Source organism: Shewanella sp. N2AIL, from assembly GCF_022690845.1.
Classification (GTDB): Bacteria; Pseudomonadota; Gammaproteobacteria; order Enterobacterales; family Shewanellaceae; genus Shewanella; species Shewanella baltica.
The window spans coordinates 56,194-75,216 of record NZ_JALBYT010000024.1 but is presented as its reverse complement, the minus strand read 5'-3'; the positions used below and the strand labels follow the sequence as shown (position 1 = coordinate 75,216).

At 43.3% G+C, this 19,023-nt stretch carries 14 protein-coding genes; 10 read left to right on the top strand and 4 right to left on the bottom strand.

The window, feature by feature from the left end; genetic code table 11:
- Nucleotides 1-33: 33 nt before the first annotated feature.
- Complete coding sequence (gene ampC, locus MO387_RS14600; protein WP_242326356.1) at nt 34-1,230, bottom strand: class C beta-lactamase; 1,197 nt, start codon at nt 1,228-1,230, stop codon at nt 34-36.
- Between the two features lie 398 nt (nt 1,231-1,628).
- Between ampC and MO387_RS14595 the strand changes: the two genes are divergently transcribed.
- Nucleotides 1,629-2,393: a tRNA-uridine aminocarboxypropyltransferase gene (locus tag MO387_RS14595; protein WP_107950217.1), complete on the top strand. Its 765-nt coding sequence runs from the start codon at nt 1,629-1,631 to the stop codon at nt 2,391-2,393.
- Nucleotides 2,394-2,556: 163 nt separating this feature from the next.
- On the opposite strand, the gene MO387_RS14590 is transcribed toward MO387_RS14595, so the two are convergent.
- On the bottom strand, nt 2,557-4,614 hold the full coding sequence (locus MO387_RS14590; RefSeq protein ID WP_107947610.1) for a PhoX family phosphatase: 2,058 nt from the start codon (nt 4,612-4,614) through the stop codon (nt 2,557-2,559).
- A 406-nt stretch (nt 4,615-5,020) separates the two neighbouring features.
- Nucleotides 5,021-6,136, bottom strand: coding sequence for a tyrosine-type recombinase/integrase (locus MO387_RS14585; protein WP_107947608.1), 1,116 nt, complete (start codon nt 6,134-6,136; stop codon nt 5,021-5,023).
- A gap of 589 nt (nt 6,137-6,725) precedes the next feature.
- On the opposite strand from MO387_RS14585, the gene MO387_RS14580 reads away from it, so the two are divergent.
- The 4 genes from MO387_RS14580 to MO387_RS14565 all read left to right on the top strand — a co-directional run bounded on the left by MO387_RS14580 (nt 6,726) and on the right by MO387_RS14565 (nt 10,402).
- Nucleotides 6,726-7,265, top strand: a complete 540-nt coding sequence (locus tag MO387_RS14580) for a hypothetical protein (protein ID WP_107947606.1) — start codon at nt 6,726-6,728, stop codon at nt 7,263-7,265.
- Between the two features lie 209 nt (nt 7,266-7,474).
- On the top strand, nt 7,475-7,813 hold the full coding sequence (locus MO387_RS14575) for a hypothetical protein (RefSeq protein ID WP_011846791.1): 339 nt from the start codon (nt 7,475-7,477) through the stop codon (nt 7,811-7,813).
- A 332-nt stretch (nt 7,814-8,145) separates the two neighbouring features.
- The gene (locus MO387_RS14570) at nt 8,146-10,134 is read left to right on the top strand and encodes a RecQ family ATP-dependent DNA helicase (RefSeq protein WP_107947604.1); all 1,989 of its coding nucleotides are present in this window, start codon (nt 8,146-8,148) and stop codon (nt 10,132-10,134) included.
- The gene (locus MO387_RS14565; RefSeq protein ID WP_006081699.1) at nt 10,127-10,402 is read left to right on the top strand and encodes a hypothetical protein; all 276 of its coding nucleotides are present in this window, start codon (nt 10,127-10,129) and stop codon (nt 10,400-10,402) included. The genes MO387_RS14570 and MO387_RS14565 overlap by 8 nt, the downstream gene beginning before the upstream one ends.
- Before the next feature lie 87 nt (nt 10,403-10,489).
- Here MO387_RS14565 and eco read toward each other — a convergent pair whose 3' ends face one another.
- A complete protein-coding gene (eco, locus tag MO387_RS14560) occupies nt 10,490-11,041 on the bottom strand; it encodes a serine protease inhibitor ecotin (protein WP_107947601.1) in 552 nt (183 codons plus the stop codon).
- 482 nt (nt 11,042-11,523) lie between these two features.
- Here eco and dmeF point away from each other — a divergent pair, with 482 nt between their 5' ends.
- The 5 genes from dmeF to MO387_RS14535 all read left to right on the top strand — a co-directional run bounded on the left by dmeF (nt 11,524) and on the right by MO387_RS14535 (nt 18,774).
- Nucleotides 11,524-12,747, top strand: a complete 1,224-nt coding sequence (gene dmeF, locus MO387_RS14555; RefSeq protein ID WP_107947599.1) for a CDF family Co(II)/Ni(II) efflux transporter DmeF — start codon at nt 11,524-11,526, stop codon at nt 12,745-12,747.
- Nucleotides 12,748-13,257, top strand: coding sequence for a MarR family transcriptional regulator (locus MO387_RS14550; protein WP_199908723.1), 510 nt, complete (start codon nt 12,748-12,750; stop codon nt 13,255-13,257).
- A gap of 211 nt (nt 13,258-13,468) precedes the next feature.
- Nucleotides 13,469-15,562 (top strand): prolyl oligopeptidase family serine peptidase, encoded by a 2,094-nt coding sequence (locus MO387_RS14545; protein WP_107947597.1) that lies wholly within the window; start codon nt 13,469-13,471, stop codon nt 15,560-15,562.
- A gap of 268 nt (nt 15,563-15,830) precedes the next feature.
- Nucleotides 15,831-17,456 (top strand): phosphoethanolamine--lipid A transferase, encoded by a 1,626-nt coding sequence (locus MO387_RS14540; RefSeq protein WP_107947595.1) that lies wholly within the window; start codon nt 15,831-15,833, stop codon nt 17,454-17,456.
- Between the two features lie 289 nt (nt 17,457-17,745).
- Nucleotides 17,746-18,774, top strand: a complete 1,029-nt coding sequence (locus tag MO387_RS14535) for a GGDEF domain-containing protein (protein WP_006081693.1) — start codon at nt 17,746-17,748, stop codon at nt 18,772-18,774.
- Nucleotides 18,775-19,023: the final 249 nt, after the last annotated feature.

Below are 19,023 nucleotides of genomic sequence, written 5' to 3'. Positions count from 1 at the left end.
CCATCAAGATAAACAAGATCAGGAACATGAGGCTCAATTGTCGTTGCAGATGATGTAGGTTCTTGGAATAGCCCCTTCCAGGGGCAAGTCAAAGCCGCCTTCTAAGAAGGCGGATTCTTTACTGCTTAACAATACTATGCCAAGCTTTTGCGCAGGAATAAATGCTGCATAAGCGGCAAAACCGCCGGTTGAGCCGGTTTTATTAATCCACACATTTTGCTGCGGCGCGAGGGGCGGCACTATAGGTTTAACTGGCGTACTGCCAAACACCACTTCCTGAGTATGACCCTCAAGTATTTTATCAAGATCAATAGGATAGGAGTAATGCTCCCAAATCATATCTTGGGTCATCATGCCGACATCAAAGTATCCCGTATGGGTCTCATCGAGTGCCGTTTGCAGTGGCTTAGCTAGCGGGTGCATTTGCATATTGGCCTCCACAAAATGTAGCAGATCCGTGGCTGTGGTTTTAACGCCATAGGCTTCATCGGCTAATACACCGGGATTGACCCGCACTGGCATGTCTTGCTTATTGTAGCCTTGGGCATAATCAGCCATTTTGCTGCTCGGAACCTGAATATAGCTGCTAGCCATACCCAATTGTGGAAATAGCGTTTGCTCAAGAGCTTGATGAAACGTTTTATCTAAACTCTGTGCGGCAATCATGCCGAGCAGGCCAATGCTTGGATTGGCGTAATTCCTGTGCGTCCCTGCGGCAAATGACGGTTGCCAATGCTTAAGATAATCCATTATTTCTGCGTTATTAGTCACCTTATCAGGAACTTGCATCGGCAGATCTCCCGCAGCGTGCGTCGCTAGATTGATGAGACTAATCTTATCAAAATGGCTGCCTTTTAATGCTGGAACATAATCGCTGGCCATATCCGTGAGTGTTAATTTACCTTCGATTTGTGCATAGTTCGCCAGTGTCGCGGTAAAGGTTTTACTGATAGAGCCAATCTCGAACAGGGTATGTTCTGTCACACTTTGCCCTGTGATTTTAGAACTGACCCCATATTGGTAAAAATACTGTTTACCATCAATGGTGATGCCAATCACCGCACCGGGAATACCGTACTCGGCCATCAGTGGTTTGACTGCAGAATCAACAAGTGACTGGATGTCTTTGGTATTAAGCGTTTGGGCCATAGTGACATTAGAAAAAAGCGTTGCAGTGAGCAGTACACCGCTTAATAACGGCATGGTAGCGAGCAGGGTATGTCGTTGCATAATTGACCTTTTATCGAAATTGCATGTATAGAGTAGAGATTGCACACGATATTACGGTAATTCCCGATTAAGTTAAGTCCTTACTGATATTTAGCGTCAATATTCCCTCTGTAAGTAACTGAAAGGTTAACCTCGCTAATCGAGTGTTAAATGCTGCGTGATGGCATGGACTTCAGTATTACAGTTGTTGCGCTATTCTAAGAGATTTCCTTAATCATAATGCAAAGGTGAGTCAGCAGCTTATATCCTCAAGCACCGACACTTATGCCTTTTATCGCGATAATGCATTGCGCAGATTGCGCCATTTACGGCCAAGGGATAAACTGCGCCACCGCGAGAGGAAAGTGCTGAATAACTTAGTTGCAATCCCTAATAAGTTTGAAAGAGAATTGGTTTTTATGGCTTTAGCCCCACATGCAGTGCACCATTTATATCAGTACCGTAAGTCTATTTCGACTAAGCCCTTTGGTGCCCGTGGTAAAAAACTGATCCGCTGTCCATTATGCCTATTAGGTGAGCAGTTCTGTACCTGTGCGCTGCGTCGTCAGTTACAGACTCAAGCCAGTTTCCTGCTGATCATGTACAACGATGAAGTGCTAAAACCAACTAACAGTGGGCGCTTGATTGCGGATCTTATCCCAGATACACACGCCTATATTTGGTCGCGCACAGAACCTGAAGCGGCATTGCTTGCTTTGCTCGATTCGCCGCAATATCAACCTTATTTAGTGTTTCCAGCCCAATATGCGGAGCAAGGACAAACAATACTGAACCAAGTGCCGATGTCGACATTAGCCGAAGGTAAACGGCCGCTACTGATCATGCTCGATGGCAGTTGGCGTGAAGCGATTAAAATGTTCCGCAAGAGTCCTTACTTGCATTCCTTGCCACTGCTTTCCTTCGATCCCGACACGCTGGCAACCTATGCATTACGTAAAGGCAGCCATGACTTTCAACTTGGCACCGCCGAGGTGGCATCCTTAGCATTAGGGGCGATAGGCGAAGCGGCTAATGGCAAAGCCTTAAGTACGTGGTTTGATTTATTTGTTGAATCATCATTATTGGGCCGTAATCGACGTTGCCGTGAAGATCTTCTGCCAATCACAGATTTTACCAATGCCTTTGAACTTGCCTTCGAACAAGCCAATAACGGCAAGCGTTAATTAATCTTCGAAATGAATGGGTAATATAAAAATTTAAGTTAGTGACTATCTTAAATAAAAACCCCCCTCACTTGAGGGGAGTTTTATATAGGCTAAAGTTTGCTCTGGCAAGAAAGCTTTATTTGCGCTTTAACTAAAGCAAATATATTCCTTAAATAACGTCTTAAACTGCAACTTCTTTACCATCTGATTTTCGAATAACCACAGTGGCGGCGCGAGGCCGTAATGTGATTCCGGCTGGTGTTTGTTCAGCGGCATTAGACGAATAAGGCCAGTTACCTGGATGCTGAATGTTAGCAAACACAGAAGTGTAATCTGGGCTAATGGCAAAACCTGTCACTTCACAGTCGTTGGGGCCGACGAAGAAACGCTTTAACTCCATTTGATTATCGGCGGTTACGCCTACTTGTTTCTCTTGGCCATCCACCAGTGTTGAAGGCACGATCGCGAGCATTTGATCGTTGGTTTCTTCGGTAACTTCCTTTGCGCCATTGTCGGTTTGAACCCACAAGATACCGCGTTTATCAAAGGCTAACCCATCAGGGCTAGCAAATTGATTGAGATCGGTTAAGCCTGACAAGTTGGTCTCAGCATTGCCATCGCTGGGTGATCCGAAAACAAAAATATCCCATGTAAATTCAGTCGCTTTGTCGCCTTCATCCCAACGAATAATATGGCCGAAGTAGTTTTTCAATCTTGGGTTAGCAGGATTCGCTTCGGTACGTTTCGAGTTGTTGGTCAGGGTCAAATAAGCTGAACCTGTGAACGGATCGACCGCGCACCATTCAGGTCGGTCCATAGGTGTCGCGCCGACTAGGTCCGCTGCGCCCGCTGTGTTTAAAATAATGTCGGCCAAAGTTGTGAAGCTATCGCCTAGGGTTTTGCCGTCAGTGGTTTGGCTATCTAACGTCAAAGGTAACCAAATACCGCCACCATTTCCATTGAATTTAGCCGCGTATAAAGTACCTTCATTCATGTACTTATCGCCTGTTTGCAGGCGGTTGCTGCTGTCAGCATCCTTTGCATCCCAGGCCGCATTTGAAACAAATTTATAGAGGTATTCGAATTGCGAATCGTGGCCAGAATAGAACACCACGGGCTTGCCTTCTGTCAATTTACCAAAGGTACAACCTTCATGGCGGAAACGACCAAGGGCAGTACGTTTTACCGCGCGAGAGGTGGCGTTGTACGGGTCGATTTCCACAATGAAACCGTGGCCGTTTGCTTCGTTACGGTAGTCATCCTGAGCACTTGCGCCCTTTGGCGTGACATCGAAACGCGCAAATTCATCGAGACGTTCTTCATCATGACCGGCAAGATCGTCCCAGCCATAACGTGTACTGGTTTTACTGATCCCAATGCGACTCTGATCGGCGGTTAAGCTGCCACGATTGGCAAAATAGCCTGGCCAATTTTCTTCACAGGTCAGGTAAGTGCCCCAAGGCGTGTAGCCATTACCACAGTTATTTAAGGTGCCGCGTGCTTGGCTGCCATCGGGAGAATAGCGGGTTTCGAGTAGCGAAGAGTAGGCCAGAGGACCGCTGATATCCATCACAGTCGCGCCAGTAAATCGACGGTTATGACCATCATTACTGACAACTTCCCATTGATTATTCATCAGTTTTATACGTACAACCGACACGCCGTGAGCGTTAATTTCTTTGCGCACTTCATCGATAACAGTGCGAAGACCAGAAGTGGGGTCAAATGTCTGGCCCGTAGGATGCAAGGCATCTTCGTCAATGTATTCGTGGTTAATGCAGAGTAGACCGTCATCACCCGCATCATTTAATGGGAAGAAATGCATGCCATCGTGGTGCATGCCCACTGAGTTGGCTTGGTCATCGGCCGTGTTACTACCATCGTTTTTCCATGGCGCCGCTTTTGCGTTTAATGGCGTGCCCCAAGGTGCTAACACCTGCGCTGTGTAACCTTCTGGCACGACAACCGCATCTAAGCGAGAACCCGCAACCGATGTAAAGTTAAGCTTGGCGCTACTTTTAGTCGGTGGCACTGGCGTGACTGGATCGACAGGTTTAGGAACAGTTTCATTGTCTGAACCACAAGCGGTTAAGCCAACACTGGCAAAAGCTGTCATAGCGCTGAGGCCTAAGCCACTTTTTACGAAATTACGGCGAGATAAATGCTTATCCAACACTTGATTAAAGGGTTCATTATTACTTTTATTATAAAGTGTAGGATCAAAGGTGGCCTTACTCATATTTTACTCCGGCTAGTACGATGAATTAAATTTCGTGCCTAAGGCTAAAGTACCAATATGACAATAAAGCTGATTTTATATTACAGGAATAATTTACATACTGACCAAGCTTATATGTTTTAAGAATGTTAAATTGGATGTGATAAGTATTTTAGGTTAGAAATATATCAATCTTAAAATAACATTAATTAGATTTATTGCTCTAATTTGATGTTTTTAATATAACTTAAATTGTAAATTTATATAATTATCTAATGTGTTTCCATTAGTACTTATTAGTTCTGTACATTAATGTCCTTTGAATGAAATCCATTTCCTTCTTAGAAGAATCAAGTGAAGTCTATTTCTCAGGTTAAACTTCAGGTTAAAACGAAGGAGTTAATGCTTAACCTGTGGTAGTTAAGTTTCAGTCTTTTGGTTTTAAATAGTGACGAAGTGAGCGCGGATCGGTATGTCCGGTTCTGGCCATGATGTATAAGTGATCTTTATTATTTTCATGCAGTTGTGTTACGCAGCCACTGCGCAAACTGTGGGCACCATAAAATTTTGCGGGCAGTCCTGCTTTAGTACAATATTTTTTAATGATGCGATAAATATCATCGCCGGTAAGGAAACCACTATTTTTATTCAGTAATGAACTAGAACCTGAATGTCGGTCTTTCATTTGATACGGACGTAAATTTTTTCCATCACGGGAAAGCGATCTAAATAAATGTCCGTCTTCAATATTGGCTAACGATAGCCAATTTTTCACGGCGTCGAGTGCTGCAAAGGGTTCATGGTCTGGCAGGTCTTTCCATTCCCGTTGGCCTTGCTGATTACTCTTCGAATAGGGCAGGCGCACTTTTAATTTGTTACGCAGAAAACTGACATACTGAACTTTTATATCTGCCAGTTCAGAACGACGAAACCCACCTTGTAATCCTAATTGAATAATCGCTTTGTCCCGCGCTCGGGTTAATGGCTGCACTTGTTCATCGATAGCTTGGATCAACATTTCCACTTCATCATACATAATGGGTTGTTGATCGTAGTCACTCACATGGCGAGATTGATTTCTGCTCAAGCCACGCATTACTCTGATCACCAGTGGATGTTCGGTTGGCGAGTGAAATCCCGCTTGAATATGATGGTAACGAATTGCTGCCAACCTTGTGGTTAATGTTTGCTTAGAAAGTTGAACGCCAGTGCTTTCTTGGATCAATTCTTTTTGATGACCAATAAATGAAATTACGCTTCGTGGATCTGCGGGCAGGGCCTGAAGTTGGTGCTCGGCACAATAACGGCTAAATACACTAAAGCTCGTATTATAAACACGGCGAGTGTTCACTGAAATTTCGTATTCAGTTTCTTCGGCGGCGCTTAAATAATCACTTCGAACAGATTGTGGTAGGAAAGACTCTTCAAAAAAACGTGGCTGTTCAGCACGGTTATTATGGTGATGATCTGAGCCAGTCGCTCTTTCATTCGATATATTGGCGTTATTTTGAGCATTACTATTTGTCCGGATCATTTTAGACATGCCGTTGAAGTCACCTGATATCGAATTAAGAAGGCGTAATTATACGCAAATTAGTGCTATATCTACCAGTGATAATCGTCGTTATCACTGGTAAAGTGCTTATTTGTTTAAATAATCCTCTTTTATTAGAGGAGGGTGCATGAAATAACATTTAGTTGGATTGTTTAGTTTAAAAAATAGACAAGATAAACCTATTCTGACAATGGTGATTAATTAAGCGGATGTAAAAATAAAGGCAATAATAGTATGAAATTCGTACTTTCTATATGCGATGGTTTCTAGCTTGGTTAGCCACAGATGCACAATTTTAAAGAATGGTTTAACCATTTTATTGGTTTGCATGAATGGTATGCCCTAAACTAGACTTGTGTGTTGGGCGACATTTAAGCTAATAACGACAACCGCTTATCAGGTTCTTAGCCTGTTATGAGTTGAGCTATTTCTGCCTAAGGCAAAATGAAGCATAAGGAATCGATTCCCAGCCAATAAAATGGTTGAACCATATATTAATACTTGTCGATTTGTACTAGCATGAGGTCCCATTTATTTCATCCGCATTAAACGCATACTTAACTAAAGAAACGTATTTATGGAACCGCAAGCTTGGATATATCAACAAGACAAACCGACAGCAGGAAGAAAATTATTATTGCTTGAGGAAGCAGAATTAATTTTTGCCTTACCCTTAATTTATCGCCTTATCAATCCTGAAGCTGTGGCATCTAAGCCAGATTGGTTTTGTGACGCTGAGTTACAAACGGTTTCCTATACTGAGTTGGTGACACAATTAAATGAATTGGTCCGATTACGTAAAAAGACACAGCGACTCGACAACGAGCTTAAGAATGTAAACAAAATGCTCAATCAGTATTTTACTGATTTGGGTTGGCGCATGGTTCGTAAAGAGCTATCTCAAATAAAAAAGCGTCAGAAAAAATCCCATATAGAGGTAAGTAGGGATATTATTCAGAGATTAAAGCGTTATATGGAGACACAAAAGTTAGACAGTTTTGATCAGGCGATTGATAACTTATTGTCAGAACATGATGCCGATAACTCACAAAACCATTTGCTGCATCCAGATGACCTAGATGACAATATGAGTGTCGACGATATGCTTGATGAATAATCTCTGGCTTGTCTCGTCCTGAAATAAAATGGGCAGAGTTAAGTTCTGTTGATCTTTATTATGACGTCGCAATATCGCCTAAAATGGATTTGTTAATAATCGCTTAAATGAGCAAGTAAGCCGTGACTTATCTGTGCAGACACGTAAAATTGCTGTTAAGTTTAAAGGGATTTTTTAAGTTTAAGACTCGGTAACATGGGGCATCAGAAATGAGTGTAAGCATTGAAAATGATAGGAAAATTGCTGTCCTGTGCCGAATTGAGCCTGGCTGTCTCGGACCTGATGGTGTGGATCATATTGAGGCTTTTTGTGCTTTGGCCCAGAAAGCGATGCAACATTTCGACGTCGATGTTGGCACTTGGTTGCTGATCCCAAGATACGATAAAACCTTGGATGAGATGCAATACAGTGTTGCCAATAAATTACTTTCCCGCGAACAAGCGACTAAATATCTTGTCTCTATCGGACGTGATATTGATAGTTTTGAAGAAAGATTTCAGGATAAACTCACCTCGCTGATTAATTTATACCTTGCGAGAAAACCTTAAACTGAAGACTGCATGTTGCCGAGATGAACCTAAGCTCTAGCCTCGGCGCTTACCTTGTCGCTCATTTTTTAAAGCCGTTTTTATTTTTGCATTTAATTTTTTATAAGAATAGCCAATTACTTCTTATAAAATCAATAGATTAACCGTCACACTTTATCTGCGGCATCATGGTTTTCAACCGATAAATTCAGCTCCAAAACTCAGTTGTCGGTAATTAACTCCGTAAAGTACCTCAAAATTTGCTAGACTAGTCGACTCACTTAATGCTGAATCTTTTTCTTGCGGTATACCCGAATTTTTTGGGTGGTAAGGATGAGTGTAAAGGACGGTTGATGTTCAATCCCATTCCAGAAACCAATCCATACATTAGTTTGTTGCAGCAGGATTTCGGGTTTTCTGAATTTCGCCCAGGCCAAGCGCAAACGATAACACAACTGTTGGCGGGGAAGTCGAGTTTAGCGATTTTTCCGACGGGTTCTGGTAAATCCCTTTGTTATCAATTTACAGCATTGCAGTTACCCCATTTGAGTTTAGTGATTTCGCCTTTACTCGCCTTGATGAAAGATCAGCTGGAATTTTTACAATCTAAGGGAATTCATGCGGCCAGCATAGATTCAACCTTAAGCGCCGAGCAGAGTCAGCAAGTGATGGCAGATGCGCGCTCTGGCAAGCTGAAAATCTTGATGGTGTCGGTGGAACGTTTCAAAAATGAACGTTTTCGGCAATTTATTCAATCGGTTTCGCTGTCCATGCTAGTCGTCGATGAGGCGCATTGTATTTCAGAGTGGGGCCATAATTTTCGGCCCGATTATCTTAAATTGCCCGACTATCGGCGTGAGCTTGAGATCCCATTGGTACTGTTATTGACGGCCACAGCAACACGTAAAGTGAAACTGGATATGGCCAAGCGCTTTGATATTGCGTCTGAACACATAGTGCAAACGGGATTTTATCGACCCAATTTAGATTTGACTGTTCTGCCTGTATCAACGCAAGAGAAGAATGCCTTACTGGTTAACCAGATTGCATCATTCTCAGGTGCCGGCATTGTGTATGTGACTTTGCAGCAAACCGCCGAAACGGTCGCACGACTCTTGAGCCAACAAGGTATAGTCGCCAGTGCCTATCATGCTGGATTTGAAGATGAAAAACGTCAACAAATTCAAAATGATTTTATGCAGGATAAGCTGCAAGTGGTGGTTGCAACCATCGCTTTTGGCATGGGAATCGATAAGAGCAATATTCGTTTTGTGATCCACTACGATTTGCCTAAATCTATTGAAAACTACAGCCAAGAAATCGGCAGAGCAGGGCGTGATGGTGCGTTATCCCATTGTGTCACTTTGGCCAATCTTGACGGGCTCAATACCGTTGAGAATTTTGTGTATGGCGATACGCCAGAGCGAGAAGGTATAGCACAAGTCATTGAGGCTATTCGATTTGATCAAGATTCCGGTCAGTGGGAATGTCAGCTCAATGGCGTGTCGACGGCAAGTAATATTCGCCAGTTACCGTTAAAAACGTTACTCGTTCAATTGGAAATTTTAGGTGTAGTTAAGCCGTTATTCGCTTACTACGCTGACGTTAATTACAAGTTTTTGGTCGACAAACACGCCATTCTCAGCCGATTTAATCCCGAGCGGCAGGCGTTTTTGACGCAGATTTTTAATCATACGCAGATGAAGAAAGTATGGGGCGCGTTAGATTTTGATGCCTTGTACAGTGCGACGGGTCATGAGCGCAGCCGCGTGTTAGCCGCGCTGGAATATTTAGCTGAACATCAGTTGATTGAATTAGAGACTAAACGAATTACTGATGTGTATCGGGTGGATGTTGCCGCATTAGCGCGTTCCGAACTCATCGATGAGCTGTACCATTATTTTATTGATAAAGAGCAGAAAGAAATTGGGCGAATCGCGCAGTTAGTCCGCTTTTTTGAACTTGAGACGTGCTTAAGCCACAATTTATCCCGTTATTTTGATGATAATGAGACGCCAGCGGTCTGCGGTCATTGCAGTGTTTGCCGCGGCAATATTGCTAAGTTGCGCTATTCGACGGAACCAACTTGGCCGACAGATCAGCAGATATTGGCTGATTTGCGTGAGTTGAAACATCATTTAACGGCTAAAGGGATTGATGTTTTGTCAATCGATACCTATTGTCGTTGCCTCGCAGGCATGTCGGTGCCTTTGGTGAGTCGTTTTCAAGTGCGTAAGTTAAGTGGCTTCGGCCGCTGTGAAAAATTGAGATATGCTGAAATTAAACAGAAAGTTGAGTCACTGTTGTCGCAACTAGATGATAAAAGAGTTGAACATGAATAAGGCCGTAAAAAAGATGTTAGCCACCCATGAACATTTAGTTCACTCTGAAGGTGTGACTGTGGTTTCCCATATGCAAAGAGAAAAGGCAGAGTGGGTACAACATACTGTTATGATTGAAGATTGTGATGTGCCGTTTAAATTCAGACGGGTGAAAAAATATCGTAATCTGCAAGGGCAAAAGATCAATGTCATCTATTACCCAGAGACAGAAACTGTGGCGGGTTTTGAGATAGAAATCATGCAAGTTGTTAGAATTAAACGATTCTAGTTAATGTTCTTCGAGTCTTTGCTTTTATCAATCAGCAAAGACTCGAAGCGCATTCGATTGATGACTCGAGCGTTAAAATCGTGCTACTTACTTGGAATATTGATAGGTTGAATCCACTTTCCACGTTCTGAAACGCAGTTCCGCGCCTTCTGGTAGATAAAATACCTTAGGTAAACGACTGTCGTAGCGCATTTTCAGTTCACCCGGAATACGAACAAAAGCTTCTTTCTTCGCCAATTCGAAACAGGCCATCATAGTGCTCGGCCCTTCAGCGATTTCATCCACTTGATAGTAGTTATAACCCCAACCTTGTACTGTCAGTTCCTTCAATTCCCCGTTTAATCCATGCTTATTGCAATCGACCATTTGAGTCTGGCCAATTTGGATTTCGATCATGTAGTCATCTTCGTTTTCTAACTTAGGCAAACTCAAAATGTGCTGCACCATGCCAGCTGCTGGAGCAGGGAACATCTTAGTGGCTTCCTGTGCGCGGTAATCATTTTTATCGAAACGTTGAATGTTAACCATAGGTGCATTTAACCCTGTTGGGTGTGGTGGACTGACTGCCGTGGCATTAAATGACAATAGTGCAAATGCAAGTGGAACGGCGCTAACGCTAAATAAGGTCTTCAATTTCATCTTGTTTCTCCTAATCGAACTGAATGGATATCGACAAATTTGTCGATGTTCTGCCCCTATAAACGCAGCAGAAGCAAGAAAGGGTTAAATAATTTGATAAAAATTTATTTTTAACCCGAATAATTTTTATCAATTTGAATAATAAGGATTAATGTCACTCTTCAAAGACTAATTTGATACATTAACGGCGATTGCAATTCTTTGCTGAGTCAATTTTTTACAAGTAAATCAATTACTCATTAAACCTTGCCTGAACTATTTTGCCTAGTCTAGTTATCTTTCTTGCTTCACATACTGGCGTCTCGACTGATGGCAGGAGTACAGATGCATTATGGGGATCAACATGCACGTTTAAAAGTTTGAAAACGGTATATCTTGATAAATAGTTAATTTGAGTTTCATATATTTTGATATTCAAACTATAATTCAGGCAACACGTTTTTTATCATTGATAGCGATGGACATGGAGTAGGAATAACACAATGAAATCAACTACAGCCGAGCAAGCGACAGAGCATCAAGCTACTGCCCACCGCCAAGGGCACTCACTTGCCCAGTGGCAACACTCCCATGAGTTTTCGAGCCAGAACCGCGATGGCGAAAAGAACACGCGTTATGTACTGTATTTAACTGTCATCACTATGGTGGCTGAAATTGCTGCCGGAACCATTTACGGTTCTATGGCACTGCTCGCCGACGGTTGGCATATGGGAACCCATGCCGCGGCCTTTATGATCACGTTATTCGCCTATTCCTATGCCCGTAAACACGCTAACGATCCTGCTTTTGCTTTCGGTACTGGCAAAGTGAGTGTGCTTGGCGGTTATACCAGCGCAATAGCGCTAGGACTTGTGGCACTGGTAATGTTGATTGAATCGGGAATGCGACTGATTAGTCCCGAGCAAATTCATTTCAACGAAGCTATTTTTGTGGCCGTTATTGGTTTAAGCGTCAATGTGCTGAGTGTATTTTTACTTAAAGATCATCATACCCACGACCATGGGCACGGACATAGTCACGCTCATGACCATCAAGATGATCATAAAGACGAACATGCTCACGCGCATCATAACAGCCAAGCACACACCCATGACGATCATGCCCATACAGCGCATTCACATGATGCGGATCCGCACCCGCACCATGACTCACATGCACACGATGAAAGTCATCATGATCACAGCCATTGCCAACATAAACATGATCACCAACATGCTGCAGAGCATGAGCACAAGAGCCAGAAGGCCCACGGTGGCCATGATCACAACCTACGTGCTGCCTATTTTCACGTACTGGCCGATGCGTTAACGTCAGTGCTCGCCATCGCTGCTTTGTTGTTTGGTAAATACATGGGACTGACTTGGCTCGACCCGATTATGGGTATAGTGGGTGCTGTGATTATCAGCCGTTGGTCTTGGGGACTCATTCAGCAAACCAGCCCTATTTTGCTGGACGGCGGCGTTAAAGCATCATTACAGCGTAAAGTCACGCAAACCATTGAAGCTGTAACAGATCATCAAGTGGCCGATTTACATCTTTGGCGAGTGAGCGCCGATCACCATGCTATTATGGTGTCTATCGTGTCCCATTCACCGAAAGATGTCAGTTATTTTAATCAGTTACTGTCACAATTTCCTGAATTGGCTCATATCACCATTGAACTCCATACTTGTCGTCAGCGCGAGTGTATGGCTAAGGAAGTCTAAATGACTGTTGAACATCATCCCTCATCAAACCAGCATTCAAGTGAGGCACATTTGCCTGCTGCACAATCAACAGCTGGACATTCAACGGCCGCGCATTCAACAGATCATGCATTAAATCATGTGATTATTGAATTTTACGAAAAGTTGTCGTCTTGGGAGCACGCCATTGTACGTGACAAAGGTTTTAGTCTGTCGCAGGTGCACACCATTGAGTTACTTGGCGTGCACGGCGCTATGCGAATGAAGGAATTGGCGGACAAGATTGGTGTCACAACGGGCACATTAACGGTTCAAATCGATAAAATGGTAGAGGCACAGTGGGTTGTGCGACGCCCCCATGAAACCGATCGCCGTTCGATTCTAGTGGAGTTAACCGATAAGGGCCAAGCCTTGTTCCTTGAACATGATGCTTTGCATCTACAACTCACCACAGATCTCACCGCAAAAATGAGCAGTGAAGAACGAATCGTGCTGCTTAATTTGCTGTCACGCATGAATAACGAGTTTTAGTTTACCCTACGTCATCGACTAAAAAGCGTCCCTCGTGGACGCTTTTTTATAGCACGACATCTTTAAAAACGCGATTCATTCTAGATTAATCATCTGCTATTACAGTATCTTACCTTTTGTTACATTCTTGTTGGATTAATGGTTGAACTGGATATTAATTAAGGTAATGTAAGTGCAGATCTCAAGATGGACTTTGTATAAAAGGAATAGAATGAATAATAAATTACTGCCTTGGTGCATTGCAGGAGTGCTCGGAATGAGCGGTCAACTTCACGCAGAAGAAGATAAATATATTTGGTTGGAAGATGTTGAAGGCGCTAAGCCTATGGAATGGGTGAAAACCCAAAATGCCGCATCGGCCGCCGAAATTAAAGCGTTCAAAGGTTTTGATACCTTAGTGGCGAACAGCCTCGCCATCCTGAACGATAAAGAACGCATTCCCTACGCCACCCATATTGGCGACAAGTTATACAACTTTTGGAAGGATGACACCCATGTGCGCGGCATTTACCGTCGCACCACAATGGAAGAATATGCCAAGGCCGATCCTAAATGGGAAACCGTGCTAGATATCGATGCCTTAGGTAAAGCCGAAGCAGTCAATTGGGTATTTAAGGATATTAGCTGTCAATATCCCGAAAATGAGCGCTGTTTTGTCTCATTGTCTCGCGGCGGTGCCGATGCGGTGGAAGTGCGTGAATTTAATCTCAACACTAAATCCTTTGTTGCTGCCAAAGATAAGCCATTCTTTTTAAAAGAAGCCAAATCGAGCTTGAGCTGGATAGATAAAGATCACGCCTTTGTCGGTACTGATTTTGGTGATGGTCAAAGCATGACGGATTCGGGTTATCCCCGGGGCGTTAAACTGTGGCAACGCGGTACGCCACTTGACCAAGCTAAGCCTGTTTTCACCGGCGACAAGGCTTCAGTTGCAGTCTCTGGCTGGGTGTTATTCGATGATAAAACGCCGCTGAGTTTAGTGACCGAGGCGCATACCTTCTACACCGCCAGCCAATATGTGTACCAAGACGGTAAACTCATTGGATTGCCTTTACCGCAAGATGCTGAGATTAAAGGTTATTTCAAAGGTAAGTTATTCATTGAGTTAAAGAGTGATTTAACCAATCAAGACGGTAACTTTAAGCAAGGCGCGGTCGTGTATGCCGATGTGGCGGATCTTATCGCCCAAAAAGCCAAGTTCAGTTTATTTGTTAGCCCGACTCAAACTGCATCGATTGCGCAGCTCAGTTTTAGCAAGAGTGCAATTTTCGTTAATTGGCTCGATAACGTGAAAAGCAAATTAGTGCGTTATGAGCAAGACGAAAAGGGCGCTTGGCAGAGCACTCACGTACCGTTTGAAGCGAATGGCGCCTTGACTGTAATGGACGTTGAGCAAGACAGCGATGATTTCTTCGTGAATTACACTAGTTTTCTTGAGCCTTCAAGTCTCTACACTGTGAATGCCAAAACCTTAAATCCAAAGAAAATTAAAGGTATGCCGCAACAGTTTGCTGCGGACAAGTTTAAAACTGAGCAATATTTTGCGACGTCTAAAGATGGCACTAAAGTACCGTACTTTGTGGTGATGGCGAAGGATCTTAAGTTAGATGGCACCAATCCTACGCTACTTTACGGCTACGGCGGGTTTGAAGTGTCGCTGCGTCCTTCTTATTCGGCCACCATTGGTAAGAATTGGTTAGAGCAGGGCGGCGTCTATGTGTTATCCAACATTCGTGGCGGTGGCGAATACGGCCCTGCTTGGCATCAAGCGGCGTTAAAGCAAAATCGACATAAAGCCTATGAGGATTTTGAGGCAATCGCTGAGGATTTGATTGCCCGTAAAATCACCTCAAGCAAACATTTAGGTATCCAAGGTGGCAGCAACGGCGGCCTGTTAATGGGCGCGGCATTTACCCGCAGACCAGATCTTTATAATGCTGTCGTGTGCCAAGTACCTTTACTTGATATGTTTAGATTCAATAAGTTGCTAGCGGGTGCCAGCTGGATGGGTGAATACGGTAACCCTGATATTCCAGAAGAATGGGCGTACATTAAAACCTACTCGCCTTATCATAACCTGCATAAAGACGTGCATTATCCAAAGGTCTTTTTCACCACTTCTACCCGTGACGACAGGGTTCACCCAGGTCACGCCCGTAAGATGGTCGCTAAGATGAAAGACATGGGGATTGATGTGTTGTACTACGAAAATATCGAAGGTGGCCACGCCGGCGCTGCAGATAATAATCAAGCTGCGGAACTTAATTCAATGGCGTTTGCCTACTTATTACAGCAGTTACGATAATCACCGCAGGGTTAACATGAATTGTTAATTCGTTGGTGATAAAACCGAGCAAGGCCCTAATAGGTTGGGGAGCAAAAAACGGTCGAACTCATTGAGGTTCGGCCGTTTTTTTAAGTTTGTTTTTAAAATGTGAGCATTAACCACAGATAATTTGAGCCATTACCAAGAGCTTGCTACTATGGCAAAAAATTTGACTGTTACAGCCTAAGATTACCTTAAGAATATTAAGTTAGTCTCGACAAACAACTAATTTGAGTGAGAGCTATCAGTGCTAGCAAGATTTAAGACTCTATCGGTGAATCGATTCACTTTTATCACAGCGTTATTTTACGTTTGTATCTTCAATATCCCACTATTCGGCATCATTAAAAAAGGCATAGAAAAACAACCAGATGTCGATCCTATCTTCATCGCCACTATGCCGTTGTTTTTAGCCTTTGCCCTCAGCTTTGTGTTTTCCTTATTTACGGTGAAGTACCTCGTTAAGCCGTTTTTCATCATACTCACCTTGCTGTCATCGAGTGTGTTCTTCGCCGCCTATCAATACAATGTCGTGTTTGATTACGGCATGATAGAAAACACCTTTCAAACCAATCATGCTGAAGCGCTGATGTATGTGAATTTCGCTTCGATAATGAATATGTTACTGACAGGGATTTTACCTGCGTACCTTATCTATAAGGCCGATATTCAGTACCAGCCTTTTTTCAAAGAGTTACTACATAAAGTGCTGTTTATGCTGGCGATGTTGGCGGGACTCGGCATTATTGCTTTCTTTTATTTCCAAGATTATGCCGCCTTTGGCCGCAACAACGACGAGCTAAAACGTTATATCGTGCCGACGTACTATATTGGCGCTGCGTCTAAGTACATTAATGTGCATTATTTGCAAACACCGATGGAATATCAGCAGCTTGGCCTCGATGCTAAGAATGTCAGTACTAACCCTAATGGTAAACCTAACTTGCTAGTGCTTGTGGTTGGTGAAACCGCGCGTTCGATGAATTATCAGTATTATGGTTACGACAAGCCAACCAACGCCCATACCCAAGACCAAGGATTAATAGTCTTTAAAGATACCCATTCATGTGGCACGGCAACGGCGGTATCTTTGCCTTGTATGTTTTCACGCATGGGACGGGAAGATTATGATTCTCGCCGCGCCTATGCCCAAGATACTGCAGTTGATGTGTTGAACCATGGCGGAATTAAAGTGCAGTGGTTTGACAATGACTCTGGTTGTAAAGGCGTGTGCGATCAAGTTGAAAACATTACGATTGATTTGAACAGCGATCCTGAGTTGTGTACTGGCCAATATTGTTTCGACCAAGTGTTACTCAACAAATTAGATGAAACCTTGGCCACTGCAGAACGCAAAGATACTGTGATTGTGTTGCATGTGATTGGTAGCCATGGACCGACGTATTTCTTACGTTATCCACCGGAGCACCGTAAGTTCACACCGGATTGTCAGCGCAGCGATATCCAAAACTGTAGCCCAGATGAGCTGATGAACACCTACGACAACACCATTTTGTATACTGACTACATCATCAGCGAAGTAGTGAAAAAGTTACAAAATCAGCAAGATAAATTTGATCCAGCCATGTTGTATCTCAGTGATCACGGCGAATCGTTAGGTGAGAAGGGCATGTATTTACATGGCGCTCCTTATAGCATTGCGCCAATCGAACAGACGAGTATTCCTATGCTTGCTTGGGTATCTGAAGATTTCAGTAAAGATAACCACTTAGACATGGCCTGTTTAGCAGATCACGCGGCGAAGGGCGGTTTCTCCCATGACAATTTATTCGACAGTCTTTTAGGCCTAATGAATGTCAAGACCGAGGTATATCAGCCTAAGTTAGATATCTTTGCCAGTTGCCGAGGTTAATCAACCCATTAACTCATCAATATTGAGTCGCGAGCATTATCGTGCGACTCAATGTTATCTTGTGACTCAATGCTATCTTGCGACTAAGTCTGATCGACTGACCCCAAGTTATTGAGTGATACCTCGTTAGTTTGGTGTCGTCAATTCAAGTTCTAACTTAAAAGGGGATGGCAACATCCTCTTTTCTTTTGTCGCCTATCATAATAATTGATTTCCCCCATATCCAAATCGAAGCACTTGAGTTAACTTAATGCATACAAAAACATAACAAGTCTATGGTTCGCGATTTATGCCTTCTACTGCAGAAAATAAAGAGCTTGATTCTGCCGCGCAAATTTTGCGTTTGGCCGTACCGCAAATGTCTGCCCTCGATATCCCCGTTACACCTGAAAACTACACCGTTTGGTATGAATATTTTGCAGGGACAAATCTCGATTTAAACCGTGCGATTGATGGCTTTCTGGCTAATTCGGTCTCTTTTACTAAGGAGGTCAATACCAGCCTGTATAAGAACTTCATTCAAGAACAGTCACCCGAAGTGATTGAAAATGTGCAGATTGAAACGCAAATCCTGATCAATAGTTTGTTAAGTAAAATCAGTCAGTTGAGTCAAGGCACCGCGGCGTTTTCAGGTTCATTAGCAGAGTTTGGTTTACGCCTACAGACGAATCCCGACATTAATACCTTAAACGAGCTGGTTGATGGTGTAGTCGATGAAATGCAGATGCTGCTCATCAACAACCGTGAGATGGAGCAAAGCCTGTGCACCATGGGCCAAGAAGTGCAAAATCTTAAATCGGAAATGGAAAACCTGAGCCTAGCAGCGATGACAGACCAATTAACCTCGCTGCACAATCGCCGTGCCTATGAATTGAGTATTCAAGATCAAATCTACCTCTCCCAAGATCATCAAACCCGTTGCAGTCTTTTGCTGATCGATATCGATAATTTTAAAGCCTTTAACGACACCTATGGCCATTTGACCGGCGATAAAGTGTTGGCCTATGTCGCATTAGCCTTAAAACAATGTGTGCGAGGGGATGACTTTGTGGCGCGCTATGGCGGCGAAGAATTTGTGGTGGTGTTACCGAACACTCATTTTCACGATGCATTACAAGTGGCTGAAAATTTACGGGAACGTATATCTGAGCGCCGCTTAACCATAGGAAAAGACAAAAAGCTTTCCCTTGGCGCAATTACTGTTTCGATTGGTCTCGCTTCATTACAGCAAGGCGACGATGCAGAAACCCTATTCAGTCGCGCCGACAAAGCGCTGTATCAAGCGAAGGCCGAAGGCCGTAACTGCGTGAGAGGTTAATCAGATAGGTTGAATCGTGATTGAGTTTTTGCTGGTTCAGTTGCCATTAATCTGTTGATTTTGCTGCATTTATTTGGCCAACGGTTCACGACCTTGGCTCGTTATCAATATTCTTCTCAAGCATCCTGACATTTTAAGTGATTAATAGATAAAACTAAGTTGCATAAAAATTAAACTGTGCGGTTGTACTATAGATTTCAGCAGATTTGATAAAAAAACGCCGCAAATCATTGCGGCGTTTTTTTAGTT